This window comes from Myroides odoratimimus (genome assembly GCF_004337635.1).
GTDB classification, from domain to species: domain Bacteria; phylum Bacteroidota; class Bacteroidia; order Flavobacteriales; family Flavobacteriaceae; genus Flavobacterium; species Flavobacterium odoratimimum.
Genome location: NZ_CP037427.1, coordinates 205,963 through 218,685, shown reverse-complemented (window position 1 = coordinate 218,685; position 12,723 = coordinate 205,963). Strand labels below are relative to the sequence as shown.

The window sequence follows — 12,723 nt, the reverse complement described above, 5'->3', positions numbered from 1 at the left end:
TACGAAATTATGCGAATTGATAAATATTTATGGTGTATTAGATACTATAAAACTAGAAATATAGCAACGGAAGCTTGTAAAAAGGGACATATCACAGTGAATGGACAAGCGGCTAAAGCCTCTAGAGAAGTCTTCCCTACGGATAAAATCACATTGAGAAAAGATCAAATAACTTATAAATTAACAGTATTAGATATACCTGCTAATAGAGTAGGAGCTAAGTTAGTTGATATTTACCGCAAGGATGAGACTCCTGCAGAGGCATTTGAGCACTTAGAGTTATTAAAGTTATCGAAGGACTATTATAGAGCTAAAGGGACTGGACGTCCTACTAAGAAAGATAGAAGAGATATAGATGATTTTCACGACTATGAAGACGATGATATCATAGAAGGAGAAGATAGTATAGAGAGAGATAATTCTTTTAAAGATAGGGAAGAGGATGTTTGATAAAGAGTTTTGGGAGAAGAAGTATGCTAATAGTGAGGCGCAATGGAATGCAGGAAGCATCACTACGCCTATTAAGGAATATATAGATCAATTGACAAAGAAAGATTTAGCTATTTTAGTACCAGGTATAGGACATGGACATGAGTTGATGTATTTATATGAAAATGATTTTACTAATATTAGTGGATTAGACTTTACTATTGTAGGGGCATTAGAAGCTTATGGCTTGATGAATAACTTTCCTTATGGTGATGTGATTTTAGAAGATTTCTTTGAACATGAGGGGCAATACGACCTTATTATAGAGCAAACATTCTTCTGTTCGTTGCCTATCAATAAGAGAAGTGATTATGTAGAGAAGATGCATGACTTATTAAAACCAGGAGGAAAGCTAGTAGGGGTATTATTTGATTGTTACTTTAATCAAGAGACTCCTCCTTTTGGTGGTAATAAAGAAGAGTACTTAGAGTTGTTTAAGGAAAAGTTCAATATACAAGTTTTAGAAACAGCACATAACTCTATTAAGCCTAGAGCAGGTAGAGAGTTATTTTTTATAATTAATAAACAACATGACTAAAAAAATCATTTTAACTAAAGAGCAAATTAAGTTTACTACTAAACGTATAGCTTATCAGATCTATGAGACTTATATAGATGAGGATGAAATAGTAATCGCTGGTGTAGCAAATAGTGGATATACTTTTGCTCAAAAGATCAGTGAAGCATTACAAGAGATTTCTTCTATAAAAGTAATTCTTTGTGAAGTGCGTATAGATAAACAGAATCCGATTAATCCAATAGAGACTTCATTAGATAGTACAGTCTATACTGATAAGTGTGTTGTACTAGTAGATGACGTGTTAAATTCTGGAGCAACATTAATATATGGTGTAAAGCATTTCTTAGAAGTGCCATTAAAGAAACTAAAAACGGCGGTACTAGTAGACCGTAACCATAAAAAATATCCCGTTAAAGCGGACTTTAAAGGGATATCATTATCTACATCATTATTAGAGCATATTCAGGTTGTCTTTGATGGAGACGAAGAGTATGCTTATTTAAGCTAATTAAGATGATTAAGGATGTCTTGGGTTACTTGCTCAGGAGTTTTATCATCTATAGCTATAATAGTTTTAGCCTGATGGTAGAAATAACTACGATCAAATAAATGCTTAGCAATGAAAATTTCAAGAGTATCGTCTGAATTCTGATTAAGAAGAGGACGATGCTCTTTTTCTTTTTCTAGACGATCTGCTAGTGTTTTAATAGAACCTTTTAAATAGAATGAGGAGATATCCTCTCTCTGTAGAGCTAAATGATTATTAGCATAGCATGGTGTTCCTCCACCTAAGCTAAGAATAAAGTTATCTTGAGTATCTATTATCTCGTGTAATAATAGGTGTTCTTGCTTCCTAAAATAGATTTCTCCTTTCGTTTCAAACAGGGTTGAAATCGATATTTGATGTTTTTTCTCTATTTCGTTGTCTAAATCTATAAAGTTTAGTTTTAGTTGTTCTGCCAGTATTTTACCAATAGTTGATTTACCAGAACCCATATAGCCTAAAAGAATAATTTTTTTCATAAAAACAAGGGGTTGTTTATTAGAGTGTTAGGATGAATTGAAAAATAAAAGTCAAAAATAAAACAAATATGTGTCGGATTTTTAAAAAAAGCTTCTATATTTGCACCCGCAATCAGGAATTGAAATAACGACTCGATAGCTCAGTTGGTAGAGCACAACACTTTTAATGTTGGGGTCCTGGGTTCGAGCCCCAGTCGGGTCACTAAGAAGACTTAACATTTCTATTTCAAAATTGCATGACTCGATAGCTCAGTTGGTAGAGCACAACACTTTTAATGTTGGGGTCCTGGGTTCGAGCCCCAGTCGGGTCACTAAGAAAACACATATATTATTATATCAATTTTTAGGAATTGGTATTTGACTCGATAGCTCAGTTGGTAGAGCACAACACTTTTAATGTTGGGGTCCTGGGTTCGAGCCCCAGTCGGGTCACAAAATAATACATACAGATATCAGTTTTAGAAATAAATTGACTCGATAGCTCAGTTGGTAGAGCACAACACTTTTAATGTTGGGGTCCTGGGTTCGAGCCCCAGTCGGGTCACTAAAGTAAAAAATCTATTTCAAAAACGATATCGGACTCGATAGCTCAGTTGGTAGAGCACAACACTTTTAATGTTGGGGTCCTGGGTTCGAGCCCCAGTCGGGTCACAAAAGCTATTCTAATAAGAGTAGCTTTTTTTGTTTTTGAATATTAATTTTCTTTACCTTTAGTAAGGTGTTGGTAAATGTATTCGTTTAAGGCCATGTGGAGGAATTGGTAGACTCGCCATCTTGAGGGGGTGGTGTCGCAAGACGTATGGGTTCGAATCCCATCATGGTCACATATAAGATAGAAGCGCTGTAGGGGGCCTTTAAAAGAAAAAGCTACTTAATTTGGTTAAGTAGCTTTTTTTTTTACTGTTGATTTGTCTCATCACTATTCTCGTCATTTTTCTTAGAAGGCCCCATTAGTAAAAATAAAGCCACAACTAGACCTACGCAGACTAATCCAAAGATAATAATCATGAAGGTACCGTTGTTGAAGTTGTAAAGAGGTAGGTTTTGTAAAGTCATAATCTGTTTATTTTTGTTATTTTAACACTAAAGTATAGAATATTTTTAACATTTAAAATGATAATTGTCATCTAATTTATATGGGAGTTATTTGATGAGGTAGAAGCGAGGTTTTATCGTGAATTAGGAGAGTAACTAATTGTATATTAAAAGTATATGTTCTTTTTTTAAATGGAGGGTGATAAGTTAAATAAGATATTTGTAGTCAAAAAATAGGAGAATGTTTAGAAGCTGTGTCTAATTGTATAGTTAGAAAGTCTATTTAGATTAATCGTTATTCTTAAAAATAGCAAGAAAGTAGTATAATAAAAAAGTTTATATTTTTTTAAAATGCTATTAATTCATTTACTGTGTTTTACGGCTATCCCTTGATAAATCTAGGAAAAAAGGTTGGTTTGTAATTTGTGAGATATAAAAAAAGGTCTACCTTTGCATAGCAATTGAGAAACAAACAGTTTGTCAATGACTCGATAGCTCAGTTGGTAGAGCACAACACTTTTAATGTTGGGGTCCTGGGTTCGAGCCCCAGTCGGGTCACAAAAAAAAGCAGAGATTATAATCTCTGCTTTTTTTATGCTTTATATTTTGATTACTTTATTTTGTTTAATGAATCTCCAATCGGTAAATTCATTTTAGAGGTTAAAGACGATATCTCATTTAGTGAGAACTGCCCTGTCAAGATCATTACTATATTCTCTTTACTGTTTTCGTTGAAAAGAAGTAGGTTGCTTATGTTGTTAGCAGACCCATTTTGATTGATATATATCGTGATATTACCACCATTATCTTTATTGCTAGAGAACTCTTTTAAAGAAGCAGAAGAGACATGCTTAGATACTGCTGCTTTCATTTCTTCTTTTAAAGAAGCTGAAGCGGTATTAAATACCTTTAATGAAGTTAATTTTTTGATTAGATTTAAATATGCTTTTTCTTCTTGGCTTGTAGGTTCTACCTTTACATTGGCCATCATTTCGAACATCTTTTGATTTACAACTACAGCATTTACTTGTTTGTTCTTTTCGAATGCTTGAAATTCATCTTGAGCAAATGTATTGATAGCGCTCAAGGTAAATAAAAAGATAAATATTGCTTTTACTGTATTTTTCATGGTTACTTTGTTTTGTTAGTAGGGATCCCTTTATTCAGGTCATTAGAAAGTTGAATTAGTAATTTTTGACATTCTTTATAAGCCACTTCTGGATTATTAAAAGTTCCATACTCATTTTGTTTTAAAGTAGGTTTGGTGTCACTTTTGGTTGGGAAGTATATAAAAGTCATAATAGCTCCTAATACTAGTGCTCCAAAGAAAAGTAAGTTTTTAATAGATGTCTTTTTCTTCATTTATATTGATCTATATGTACAAACATAATATAAATGTAAATAAGTTTTTGAATAATTCCTACGTAGTTTTCGAAAATCGTATTTGATCAATCTATTACTGAGGTAGTCGATTTATATTTTTAATATTTAATAATGTTCTATTTTTGTATTTAAACCAATAAGATAATTATGAAAAACTGGAAGATTTATTCTATACTATTCTTAGTAACGACTGTATTTGTCTCTTGTAAAAAAGAGAGTAATACTGTAATTACTTCTGATGATACTAATACAATAGAATATGCAAAAGGATTTACTATAGAAGCTTATGATCAATACTCGGTGGTAAATGTAAAGCAGGCTTGGGTAGGTGCAGATAAAAGTTTTAAATATGTGTTATATAAAGAAGGTAAAGAGGTTATTCCTGATTCGTTAAGAACACTTCCTAGTCTTAAAGTACCTGTTCAGTCTATAGTAGTTACTTCAACTACACACCTTCCTTCATTAGTAGTGTTAGAAGAAGAAAAGTCATTGAAAGGTTTTCCGGGGTTAAATTATGTATCATCTCCTTCGATTAGAAAGTTAATAAATGATAGTCAGATTAAGGAAGTTGGACAAAATGAACAATTAAATACAGAGTTATTATTAGATTTAAATCCTTCAGTTATTGTAGCATTCGCTATGGATGGTTCTAATCAAGCTTTACAATTAATAGAAAAGAGCGGGATACCTGTAGTATATAATGGTGATTGGGTAGAACAGACACCTTTAGGTAAAGCGGAGTGGATTAAACTATTTGGGGCTTTATATGGTAAAGAGAAGGAAGCGAAGATCTTTTTTGATAAAATAGTTCAAGATTATAAGGAAGCACAAGCTTTAGTGAAAGATGCTAAAAATAACCCGACTGTGATGAGTGGTGCTATGTATCAAGATGTATGGTACACTCCTCAAGGGCAAAGCTGGATGGCTATATATTTTAAAGATGCTAAGTCTGACTATTTATGGAAAGAAACAGAAGGTACGGGGAGTTTATCTCTGTCATTAGAGGTGGTACTTGATAAAGCTATAGATGCATCTTTCTGGATTAACCCAGCCCAATATGAAACTCTTCAACAGTTAGTAGATGCTAATCCGCACTATGCTAAGTTTAATGCTTTTAAAAATAAGAATGTATATTCATTCTCTCCAAGAAAAGGAGAGACAGGAGGAAGTCTATTCTATGAATTAGGACCGACACGCCCTGATTTAGTATTAAAAGATTTGATCTATATTTTACATCCAGAGATATCTATACCTAATTACCAACCTGTGTTTTTTGAACAACTAAAGTAATTATGAGTAAAAAATTTGGTATCATAGGTTTAGTGATAGCTTTGTTAATCCTGTTTATTTTCAATATATCTATGGGTAGTATACATATTCCTTTTAGTAAAGTGATAAGTGTGCTACTAGGAGAGGAAGAGGTGAAAGAGACATGGCGTTATATTATTCTTAATTATAGATTGCCTAAAGCCATTGTAGCTGTTCTGGTAGGAGTAGCCCTTTCTATAAGTGGGCTGCTTATGCAGACGCTGTTTCGGAACCCTATGGCAGAAAGTTATGTGTTAGGAATAAGTTCTGGAGCGAGCTTAGGTGTTGCTATATTGATATTAGGTGTATCTTTTTTACCAACAACTGTTGTTTCTATTTTTACTTCTACTTATGGTATCGCTCTTGTATCTATTTTAGGAAGCTTAGGTTTACTTTTTTTAGTGTTATTAGTTTCTAATTCTGTCCGAAATACAGTTACTGTTCTAATTGTAGGATTAATGTTTGGAAGCTTTGCTAATGCGATAGTTGGTATATTGACCTATTTTAGTTCTGCAGAGCAGTTAAAGCGTTTTGCGTTTTGGTCATTGGGAAGTTTAGGTAACTTGAGTTGGGAAAGTATTACTCTTTTTGCTATTGTTGTTGGGATAGGAGTATTAGGAAGTATGTTACTTATTAGAGCTTTAGACGCAATGTTATTGGGTGATAATTACGCATCTTCTATGGGGATTAATGTTAAGAAGGCGCGTAATATGATTATTTTAGTCACTAGTCTTCTAGCAGGGATATCGACTGCATTAGTAGGACCTATTGCGTTTATCGGATTAGCAGTGCCTCATATAGCGAGACTTATATTAAAAGTGAGTAGTCATCGCTATTTGATTATTACTACAGCTTTATTAGGAGGAGTCTTAATGTTGATATGTGATATGCTTACCCAAATAAAAGGAGAGCAGTTCTTGTTGCCTATTAATGCTGTTACTTCTATATTCGGAGCGCCTATTGTAATATGGCTTATTTTAAGAAGAAAAGTTCAGTAAGAGTTCGTTTGAGAGTAGAATAGAAAAAAATATTAAAAATTAAAAGCATCCATAGTTTTGCTTTATCTTTGCGAGTTGTAAATAATAATTATGAAGTTCGATTTATTACATACAGACGTAAATTCTCGTGCACGTGCTGGGAAGATTACGCTTGATCACGGTGTTATTGAGACACCTATTTTTATGCCAGTTGGTACTGTAGCTTCTGTTAAAGGAGTTCATCAACGTGAATTATCAGAAGAGATTAATCCTGACATTATTTTAGGTAATACTTATCACCTTTATTTAAGACCTAAAATGGAGATTCTTAAACAGGCAGGAGGGTTACACAAGTTTATGAACTGGGATCGTAATATCTTAACAGATAGTGGAGGATTTCAGGTATATTCTTTATCATCTAATAGAAAGATTAAAGAAGAAGGGGTGAAGTTTAAGTCTCATATTGATGGTTCTTATCATTTCTTTTCACCAGAGAGCGTAATGGAGATTCAACGTACTATCGGGGCTGATATTATTATGGCTTTTGATGAGTGTACTCCTTATCCATGTGATTATAGATATGCTAAGAGATCTATGCATCGTACACATAGATGGTTAGATAGATGTGTAGATCATTTAACTAAAGTACCAGAGATGTATGGGTATTCTCAAACGTTATTCCCTATTGTACAAGGAAGTACTTTTAAGGATTTACGTGAACAGTCTGCAGAGTATATTGCTAATATAGGTGCTGATGGTAATGCCATTGGAGGGTTATCAGTAGGTGAGCCAGCAGAAGAAATGTATGCAATGACAGAATTAGTAACTAATATTTTACCAAAGGACAAACCTCGTTATTTAATGGGAGTAGGTACTCCTATTAATATTCTAGAGAATATTGCTTTAGGAGTAGATATGTTTGACTGTGTAATGCCAACGCGTAATGCTCGTAATGGTATGTTATTCACAGCTCATGGATCTATGAATATGAAAAATAAGAAATGGGAAGATGATTTCTCTCCTATTGATGAGAATGGATATACATGGGTAGATACAGCTTATTCAAAAGCTTATTTACGTCACTTGTTTGCAGCTAATGAATCATTAGGTAAACAAATCGCAACGATACACAACTTAGGATTCTATTTATGGTTAGTACGTGAAGCTCGTCGTCAGATTTTAGCAGGTACTTTTACAGAGTGGAAAAATAAGATGGTGAAACAAATGGATAACCGTTTATAATTTAATCAAAATATAAAGAAGCATCAAATAGTAATTATATGAAAATATTAGATTGGTATATACTCAAAAGATACTTAGTAACGTTCTTTGTGTTATTATTGCTTTTTGTGCCTATAGGAATCATAATTGATGTTTCTGAAAAAATAAACAAGATATTAGCAAATAAGGTACCCTTGCCAGCAGTACTAATGTACTACTTGGACTTTACAATCTATTTTGCTAATATGTTGTTTCCTATATTGTTATTTATCTCTATTATCTGGTTTACTTCTAAGCTAGCTAATAATACAGAAATTGTAGCAATACTTAGTTCGGGAATTTCCTTTACTCGTTTTTTACGACCTTATATTATCGGGGCTACTTTCATTTCTATTTTTGCTTTAGTAATGTCTGTTTTTATTGTACCTAAAGCTAGTCAAGGGTATAATGATTTCCGTTATAAGTATATGAAGAGTACAGAGGTACGGGAGAGCCAGAACGTATATCGACAAATTAGCCCTACTGAGTTTATTTATGTAAGTAACTTTAACTACAATAGTAAGACAGGATATAACTTTTCATTAGAAGTATTCGATGGAAATAAGATGACTTCAAAAACGACGGCTAACCGTATTGTATGGAATCCTGAGACAGAGACCTATACGTTATTTAGTTATTTTAATAGAGAGATAGGTGAAACTGAAGATCATTTTGAAAGAGCTGATGAGAAAGAAATGAAGCTTGACTTCGATATAGATGATCTTACTCCTGTAGTATACGCTGCAGAAACAATGCAATTAGGGCCTTTAAAACGATTCATAGAAAAGGAGCAAATGAGAGGGTCTTCTAATATTAATGTATATTTAGTCGTTTTGTATAAAAAATATAGTGTACCTGTATCAGCGTTTATTCTAACGATTATTGCGGTATCTGTTTCTTCTATGAAGAGAAGAGGAGGGATGGGAATGAACTTAGCCATAGGGATTGCTTTAGCATTTATCTATGTCTTCTTTGATAAGATATTTGGTACATTGGCAGAAGCGTCTAGTATTCCACCTTTAGTAGCGGTATGGCTACCTAATGTTGTTTTTGGTATTCTAGCAATATTCTTACTTCGAAATGCTCGCAGATAATATAAAAAGTCAGATATATCTCCATTTAATTGTTTTTATATGGGGATTTACAGCAATTCTAGGACAATTAATTTCTCTAGAAGCTCTGCCATTAGTATGGTATCGAATTTTAATAGCAGTAATTACATTATTAGTATTTTATGTTTTTACAAAGCAATCTATAAAAGCGCCCAAACATCGTATTATACAGTTTTTAGGAGCAGGTGTAGTTATTGCGCTACACTGGCTAACTTTCTTTTTAGCCATAAAGGTTTCTAATATTTCTATCACATTAGCTTGTTTGTCCACAGGAGCCTTTTTTGCCTCCATTTTAGAACCATTAATTTTAAAGAGAAAGGTAGTAAGCTATGAAGTGTTCTTTGGCTTTGTAGTTATATGTGCTTTGACTTTAATCTTTAGTGTGAGTGGAGAGTATATAGAAGGAATACTCTTAGGACTAATTGCAGCTTGTTTGTCAGCTTTGTTTTCTATTATTAATAGTAAACTAATCGTGCATACTGCTGCTCCAGTTATTACATTTTACGAAATGTTAGGAGGACTTATAGTTCTTTCCTTAGTATTATTGATTACAGGAGGTTTTACTATAGAATTTTTTGAGGTTAGTCTAAATGATTGGATGTGGCTTTTACTTTTAGGTACAGTATGTACAGCATTTGCTTTTTTAGGTTCAGTCTATATTATGCGCTATTTAACACCTTTTACAGTGATGCTGACTATTAACCTAGAACCTGTGTATGGTATTTTATTAGCTGTGGCCATCTTTAAAGACAGTGAGAAAATGACCTTGGAGTTTTATATAGGAGCCCTGTTGATTTTGAGTACAGTGGTACTAAATGGTATTGTTAAAAATAGAAAAAAGAGAAAACTTAGTACTAGATAGCTTATCTATCCGAGTATTGTTTTATCTTTGTCATTCGTAATTGAAACTAAAACTTAATCATAAATGGAATATTTAGATTTTGAACTTCCAATTAAAGAGCTTGAAGAACAGCTGAATAAATGTGCTTTGATCGGTGAAGAATCTGATGTTGATGTGTCAGCAACTTGTAAGCAAATTGAGAAGAAATTAGAAGAAACTAAGAAGAATATATACAAAAACTTGACTGCTTGGCAGAGAGTTCAATTGTCTAGACACCCTAATAGACCTTATACATTAGATTATATTAAGGCTTTATGTGGAGATACTTTCCTAGAGCTTTTTGGTGATAGAAATGTAAAAGACGACAAAGCAATGGTAGGTGGTCTTGGTAAGATTGGTGATCAAAGTTTTATGTTCGTTGGTCAACAAAAAGGATATAATACTAAGACTAGACAGTATAGAAACTTCGGTATGGCTAATCCAGAAGGATATAGAAAAGCTTTGCGTTTAATGCAAATGGCAGAGAAGTTTAATATTCCTATTGTCACTTTGATTGATACTCCAGGTGCATACCCAGGTTTAGAAGCAGAAGAAAGAGGACAAGGTGAAGCTATCGCTCGTAATATCTATGAAATGTTCCGTATTAAAGTGCCTATCATCTGTATTATCGTAGGTGAAGGAGCTTCAGGAGGTGCCTTAGGTATTGGTGTTGGTGATAAAGTAACGATGTTAGAGAATACTTGGTATTCTGTAATTTCACCAGAATCATGTTCTTCTATTTTATGGAGAAGTTGGGAGTATAAAGAAAGAGCAGCAGATGCTTTAAAGTTGACTTCTTATGATATGAAGAAAAACAAATTAGTTGATGATATCATTCCAGAACCACTTGGAGGAGCACATACTAATAGAGAAGAAACTTTCGCTACTGTTAAGAAATATATCGTAGATACATATAGTAGCTTAGCTAAGTTATCAACAGATAAGTTAATAGAAAAACGCATGGAGAAATACTTCGAAATGGGTGAGTATAAAGACTAGTTCTGAATATATAGAAATACTAAAATCCGAGAGTCTATCTCGGATTTTTTTTTCACTAATTATTAGTTATCTTATTAACAAGCTAATTGTATAAATAAGGATTGAGTTATCGTCAAAAAGGATTAATTTCGCATTATGGAACAAGCAAAAGAATTTAGACCAAAGCAATCTTTTTCTAGAGAAGTTGTGTCTTTAGAGAAAGGAAAACTTCCACCACAGGCTATTGACTTAGAAGAGGCTGTATTGGGAGCCATGATGATTGATAAGAAAGGTATTGATGAGGTTATTGATATATTACAACCTGATGCTTTCTATAAAGATGCTCACAAACATATATTTGAAGCAATCGATCAATTATTCGTAAGTAATCAACCTATAGATTTATTAACTGTATCTACGCAATTGCGTAAGAATGGTAAATTAGATCAAGTTGGTGGTGATTATTACCTGGTTAGTCTTACACAAAAGATTACTTCTTCTGCGCATATTGAATTCCATTCACGCATTATTTTACAGAAATTCATTCAACGTAGTTTGATACGTATTTCGAATGAGATAATTGAAGATGCTTATGATGAGACAAGTGATGTATTTGACTTATTAGATAAAGCTGAATCTAGATTATATGAAGTTACACAAGGAAATATAAAGAAAAGTTCGGAGACAGCTCAGTCTTTAGTTGCGCAAGCAAAGAAAAGAATTGAGGAAATCAGTACTAAAGAAGGACTAAGTGGATTAGCAACAGGTTTCCATAAGTTAGATGAGCTTACGTCTGGATGGCAACCAAGTGACTTGATTATTATAGCAGCTCGTCCTGGTATGGGGAAGACAGCCTTTGTATTATCTATGGCTAGAAATATTGCTATTGAGACAGGTGCTGGTGTTGCGGTTTTCTCATTAGAGATGTCTTCTGTACAGTTGATTACACGTCTTATTTCTTCGGAGACAGGACTTTCATCAGAAAAACTGCGTACAGGAAAATTAGAAACACATGAGTGGGAACAATTAAACGTAAAAGTAAAAGACTTAGAGCGTGCACCATTGTATATAGATGATACTCCGTCTTTATCTATTTTTGACTTAAGAGCTAAAGCTCGTCGTTTAGCTTCTCAGCACGGAATTAAATTGATTATTATCGATTATTTACAGTTAATGACAGCTGGTGGGAACTCTAAAGGGGGAGGGAACCGTGAGCAAGAGATTTCAACTATCTCAAGAACGCTTAAGGCATTGGCAAAAGAATTAGACGTGCCTGTTATTGCCTTATCTCAGTTATCTCGTGCGGTAGAGACACGAGGTGCTTCTAAAAGGCCTTTATTATCCGATTTAAGGGAGTCTGGAGCGATTGAGCAGGATGCGGATATTGTATCGTTTATTTATCGTCCAGAGTACTATAAAATTGAAGAATGGGATGATGAGGAAAGAAGTCCAACTGCAGGACAAGCAGAATTTATCGTAGCGAAACACAGAAATGGTGGATTAGATAATATTCGTCTTAAGTTCTTAGGGCAGTTCGGTAAGTTTGATAATTTAGATGATGATATGATTGGATTTGGTAATACATTCTCATCTGCAATGAATAATCAAGAGGGAGGAGATTATAGACAGAACTTTGTAGGGAATTTACCATCTGGTGATTCTGTATTTGGTTCAGCTCCTAGTCAAGGTAGTTACCAAGGGGGCTATCAGAATGATGATGATGTTCCTTTTTAACTAAATATACAAAAAACGCCTACT

General features: G+C 33.6%; 14 protein-coding genes and 7 tRNA genes. 17 read left to right on the top strand and 4 right to left on the bottom strand.

The genetic code is table 11. The annotated features are described in order from the left end of the window. The first annotated feature begins 9 nt into the window (after positions 1–9). From E0Z07_RS01040 to E0Z07_RS01030, 3 genes are read left to right on the top strand one after another with little or no spacing between them, the layout of a single operon-like run. Positions 10–450: an RNA-binding S4 domain-containing protein gene (locus E0Z07_RS01040; protein ID WP_006261910.1), complete on the top strand. Its 441-nt coding sequence runs from the start codon at positions 10–12 to the stop codon at positions 448–450. Continuing rightward, positions 443–1,027, top strand: coding sequence for a class I SAM-dependent methyltransferase (locus E0Z07_RS01035; protein ID WP_016648848.1), 585 nt, complete (start codon positions 443–445; stop codon positions 1,025–1,027). The genes E0Z07_RS01040 and E0Z07_RS01035 overlap by 8 nt, the downstream gene beginning before the upstream one ends. Further along, a complete protein-coding gene (locus E0Z07_RS01030) occupies positions 1,020–1,517 on the top strand; it encodes a phosphoribosyltransferase family protein (protein WP_006261908.1) in 498 nt (165 codons plus the stop codon). The genes E0Z07_RS01035 and E0Z07_RS01030 overlap by 8 nt, the downstream gene beginning before the upstream one ends. Here the strand turns inward: E0Z07_RS01030 and E0Z07_RS01025 are convergent. Then, complete coding sequence (locus E0Z07_RS01025; protein WP_006264370.1) at positions 1,514–2,032, bottom strand: shikimate kinase; 519 nt, start codon at positions 2,030–2,032, stop codon at positions 1,514–1,516. The genes E0Z07_RS01030 and E0Z07_RS01025 overlap by 4 nt on opposite strands. Before the next feature lie 129 nt (positions 2,033–2,161). Between E0Z07_RS01025 and E0Z07_RS01020 the strand changes: the two genes are divergently transcribed. From E0Z07_RS01020 to E0Z07_RS00995, 6 genes are all read left to right on the top strand, one after another. Next, positions 2,162–2,234 (top strand) — tRNA-Lys (locus E0Z07_RS01020). A gap of 36 nt (positions 2,235–2,270) precedes the next feature. Continuing rightward, positions 2,271–2,343 (top strand) — tRNA-Lys (locus E0Z07_RS01015). A gap of 48 nt (positions 2,344–2,391) precedes the next feature. Beyond that, a tRNA-Lys gene (locus E0Z07_RS01010) sits at positions 2,392–2,464 on the top strand. 39 nt (positions 2,465–2,503) lie between these two features. Continuing rightward, positions 2,504–2,576, top strand: a tRNA-Lys gene (locus tag E0Z07_RS01005). A 34-nt stretch (positions 2,577–2,610) separates the two neighbouring features. After that, a tRNA-Lys gene (locus tag E0Z07_RS01000) sits at positions 2,611–2,683 on the top strand. 91 nt (positions 2,684–2,774) lie between these two features. Beyond that, a tRNA-Leu gene (locus E0Z07_RS00995) sits at positions 2,775–2,856 on the top strand. 73 nt (positions 2,857–2,929) lie between these two features. On the opposite strand, the gene E0Z07_RS17975 is transcribed toward E0Z07_RS00995, so the two are convergent. Further along, entirely contained in the window at positions 2,930–3,088 is a 159-nt protein-coding gene (locus E0Z07_RS17975) for a hypothetical protein (RefSeq protein ID WP_006258775.1), read from the bottom strand. A gap of 464 nt (positions 3,089–3,552) precedes the next feature. Between E0Z07_RS17975 and E0Z07_RS00990 the strand changes: the two genes are divergently transcribed. Then, positions 3,553–3,625 (top strand) — tRNA-Lys (locus E0Z07_RS00990). Positions 3,626–3,677: 52 nt separating this feature from the next. On the opposite strand, the gene E0Z07_RS00985 is transcribed toward E0Z07_RS00990, so the two are convergent. Both E0Z07_RS00985 and E0Z07_RS00980 read right to left on the bottom strand, forming a co-directional pair. Further along, positions 3,678–4,196 (bottom strand): DUF4252 domain-containing protein, encoded by a 519-nt coding sequence (locus E0Z07_RS00985; protein ID WP_006265942.1) that lies wholly within the window; start codon positions 4,194–4,196, stop codon positions 3,678–3,680. A 2-nt stretch (positions 4,197–4,198) separates the two neighbouring features. After that, positions 4,199–4,429: a hypothetical protein gene (locus tag E0Z07_RS00980; RefSeq protein ID WP_006258772.1), complete on the bottom strand. Its 231-nt coding sequence runs from the start codon at positions 4,427–4,429 to the stop codon at positions 4,199–4,201. A gap of 168 nt (positions 4,430–4,597) precedes the next feature. On the opposite strand from E0Z07_RS00980, the gene E0Z07_RS00975 reads away from it, so the two are divergent. The 7 genes from E0Z07_RS00975 to dnaB all read left to right on the top strand — a co-directional run bounded on the left by E0Z07_RS00975 (position 4,598) and on the right by dnaB (position 12,699). After that, a complete protein-coding gene (locus E0Z07_RS00975; RefSeq protein ID WP_131540153.1) occupies positions 4,598–5,740 on the top strand; it encodes an ABC transporter substrate-binding protein in 1,143 nt (380 codons plus the stop codon). A 2-nt stretch (positions 5,741–5,742) separates the two neighbouring features. Next, positions 5,743–6,756: an iron ABC transporter permease gene (locus E0Z07_RS00970; protein WP_006258770.1), complete on the top strand. Its 1,014-nt coding sequence runs from the start codon at positions 5,743–5,745 to the stop codon at positions 6,754–6,756. Positions 6,757–6,846: 90 nt separating this feature from the next. Further along, complete coding sequence (gene tgt / locus E0Z07_RS00965) at positions 6,847–7,977, top strand: tRNA guanosine(34) transglycosylase Tgt (RefSeq protein ID WP_006258769.1); 1,131 nt, start codon at positions 6,847–6,849, stop codon at positions 7,975–7,977. 38 nt (positions 7,978–8,015) lie between these two features. Continuing rightward, a complete protein-coding gene (locus E0Z07_RS00960; RefSeq protein WP_006258768.1) occupies positions 8,016–9,089 on the top strand; it encodes an LptF/LptG family permease in 1,074 nt (357 codons plus the stop codon). Beyond that, positions 9,076–9,969 carry a DMT family transporter gene (locus E0Z07_RS00955; RefSeq protein ID WP_006258767.1) on the top strand — a complete coding sequence of 298 codons (894 nt, stop codon included), beginning with the start codon at positions 9,076–9,078 and terminating at the stop codon, positions 9,967–9,969. Before E0Z07_RS00960 ends, E0Z07_RS00955 begins: the two co-directional genes overlap by 14 nt. A gap of 63 nt (positions 9,970–10,032) precedes the next feature. Next, positions 10,033–10,986: an acetyl-CoA carboxylase carboxyltransferase subunit alpha gene (locus E0Z07_RS00950; protein WP_006258766.1), complete on the top strand. Its 954-nt coding sequence runs from the start codon at positions 10,033–10,035 to the stop codon at positions 10,984–10,986. Between the two features lie 135 nt (positions 10,987–11,121). Further along, the gene (gene dnaB / locus E0Z07_RS00945) at positions 11,122–12,699 is read left to right on the top strand and encodes a replicative DNA helicase (protein WP_006258765.1); all 1,578 of its coding nucleotides are present in this window, start codon (positions 11,122–11,124) and stop codon (positions 12,697–12,699) included. Positions 12,700–12,723: the final 24 nt, after the last annotated feature.

Bases quoted from the DNA above. Each gene is read 5' to 3' on its own strand.
- E0Z07_RS01040 (WP_006261910.1), top strand. From the start codon at position 10: ATGCGAATTGATAAATATTTATGGTGTATTAGATACTATAAAACTAGA.
- E0Z07_RS01035 (WP_016648848.1), top strand. From the start codon at position 443: ATGTTTGATAAAGAGTTTTGGGAGAAGAAGTATGCTAATAGTGAGGCG.
- E0Z07_RS01030 (WP_006261908.1), top strand. From the start codon at position 1,020: ATGACTAAAAAAATCATTTTAACTAAAGAGCAAATTAAGTTTACTACT.
- E0Z07_RS01025 (WP_006264370.1), bottom strand. From the start codon at position 2,032: ATGAAAAAAATTATTCTTTTAGGCTATATGGGTTCTGGTAAATCAACT.
- E0Z07_RS17975 (WP_006258775.1), bottom strand. From the start codon at position 3,088: ATGACTTTACAAAACCTACCTCTTTACAACTTCAACAACGGTACCTTC.
- E0Z07_RS00985 (WP_006265942.1), bottom strand. From the start codon at position 4,196: ATGAAAAATACAGTAAAAGCAATATTTATCTTTTTATTTACCTTGAGC.
- E0Z07_RS00980 (WP_006258772.1), bottom strand. From the start codon at position 4,429: ATGAAGAAAAAGACATCTATTAAAAACTTACTTTTCTTTGGAGCACTA.
- E0Z07_RS00975 (WP_131540153.1), top strand. From the start codon at position 4,598: ATGAAAAACTGGAAGATTTATTCTATACTATTCTTAGTAACGACTGTA.
- E0Z07_RS00970 (WP_006258770.1), top strand. From the start codon at position 5,743: ATGAGTAAAAAATTTGGTATCATAGGTTTAGTGATAGCTTTGTTAATC.
- tgt (WP_006258769.1), top strand. From the start codon at position 6,847: ATGAAGTTCGATTTATTACATACAGACGTAAATTCTCGTGCACGTGCT.
- E0Z07_RS00960 (WP_006258768.1), top strand. From the start codon at position 8,016: ATGAAAATATTAGATTGGTATATACTCAAAAGATACTTAGTAACGTTC.
- E0Z07_RS00955 (WP_006258767.1), top strand. From the start codon at position 9,076: ATGCTCGCAGATAATATAAAAAGTCAGATATATCTCCATTTAATTGTT.
- E0Z07_RS00950 (WP_006258766.1), top strand. From the start codon at position 10,033: ATGGAATATTTAGATTTTGAACTTCCAATTAAAGAGCTTGAAGAACAG.
- dnaB (WP_006258765.1), top strand. From the start codon at position 11,122: ATGGAACAAGCAAAAGAATTTAGACCAAAGCAATCTTTTTCTAGAGAA.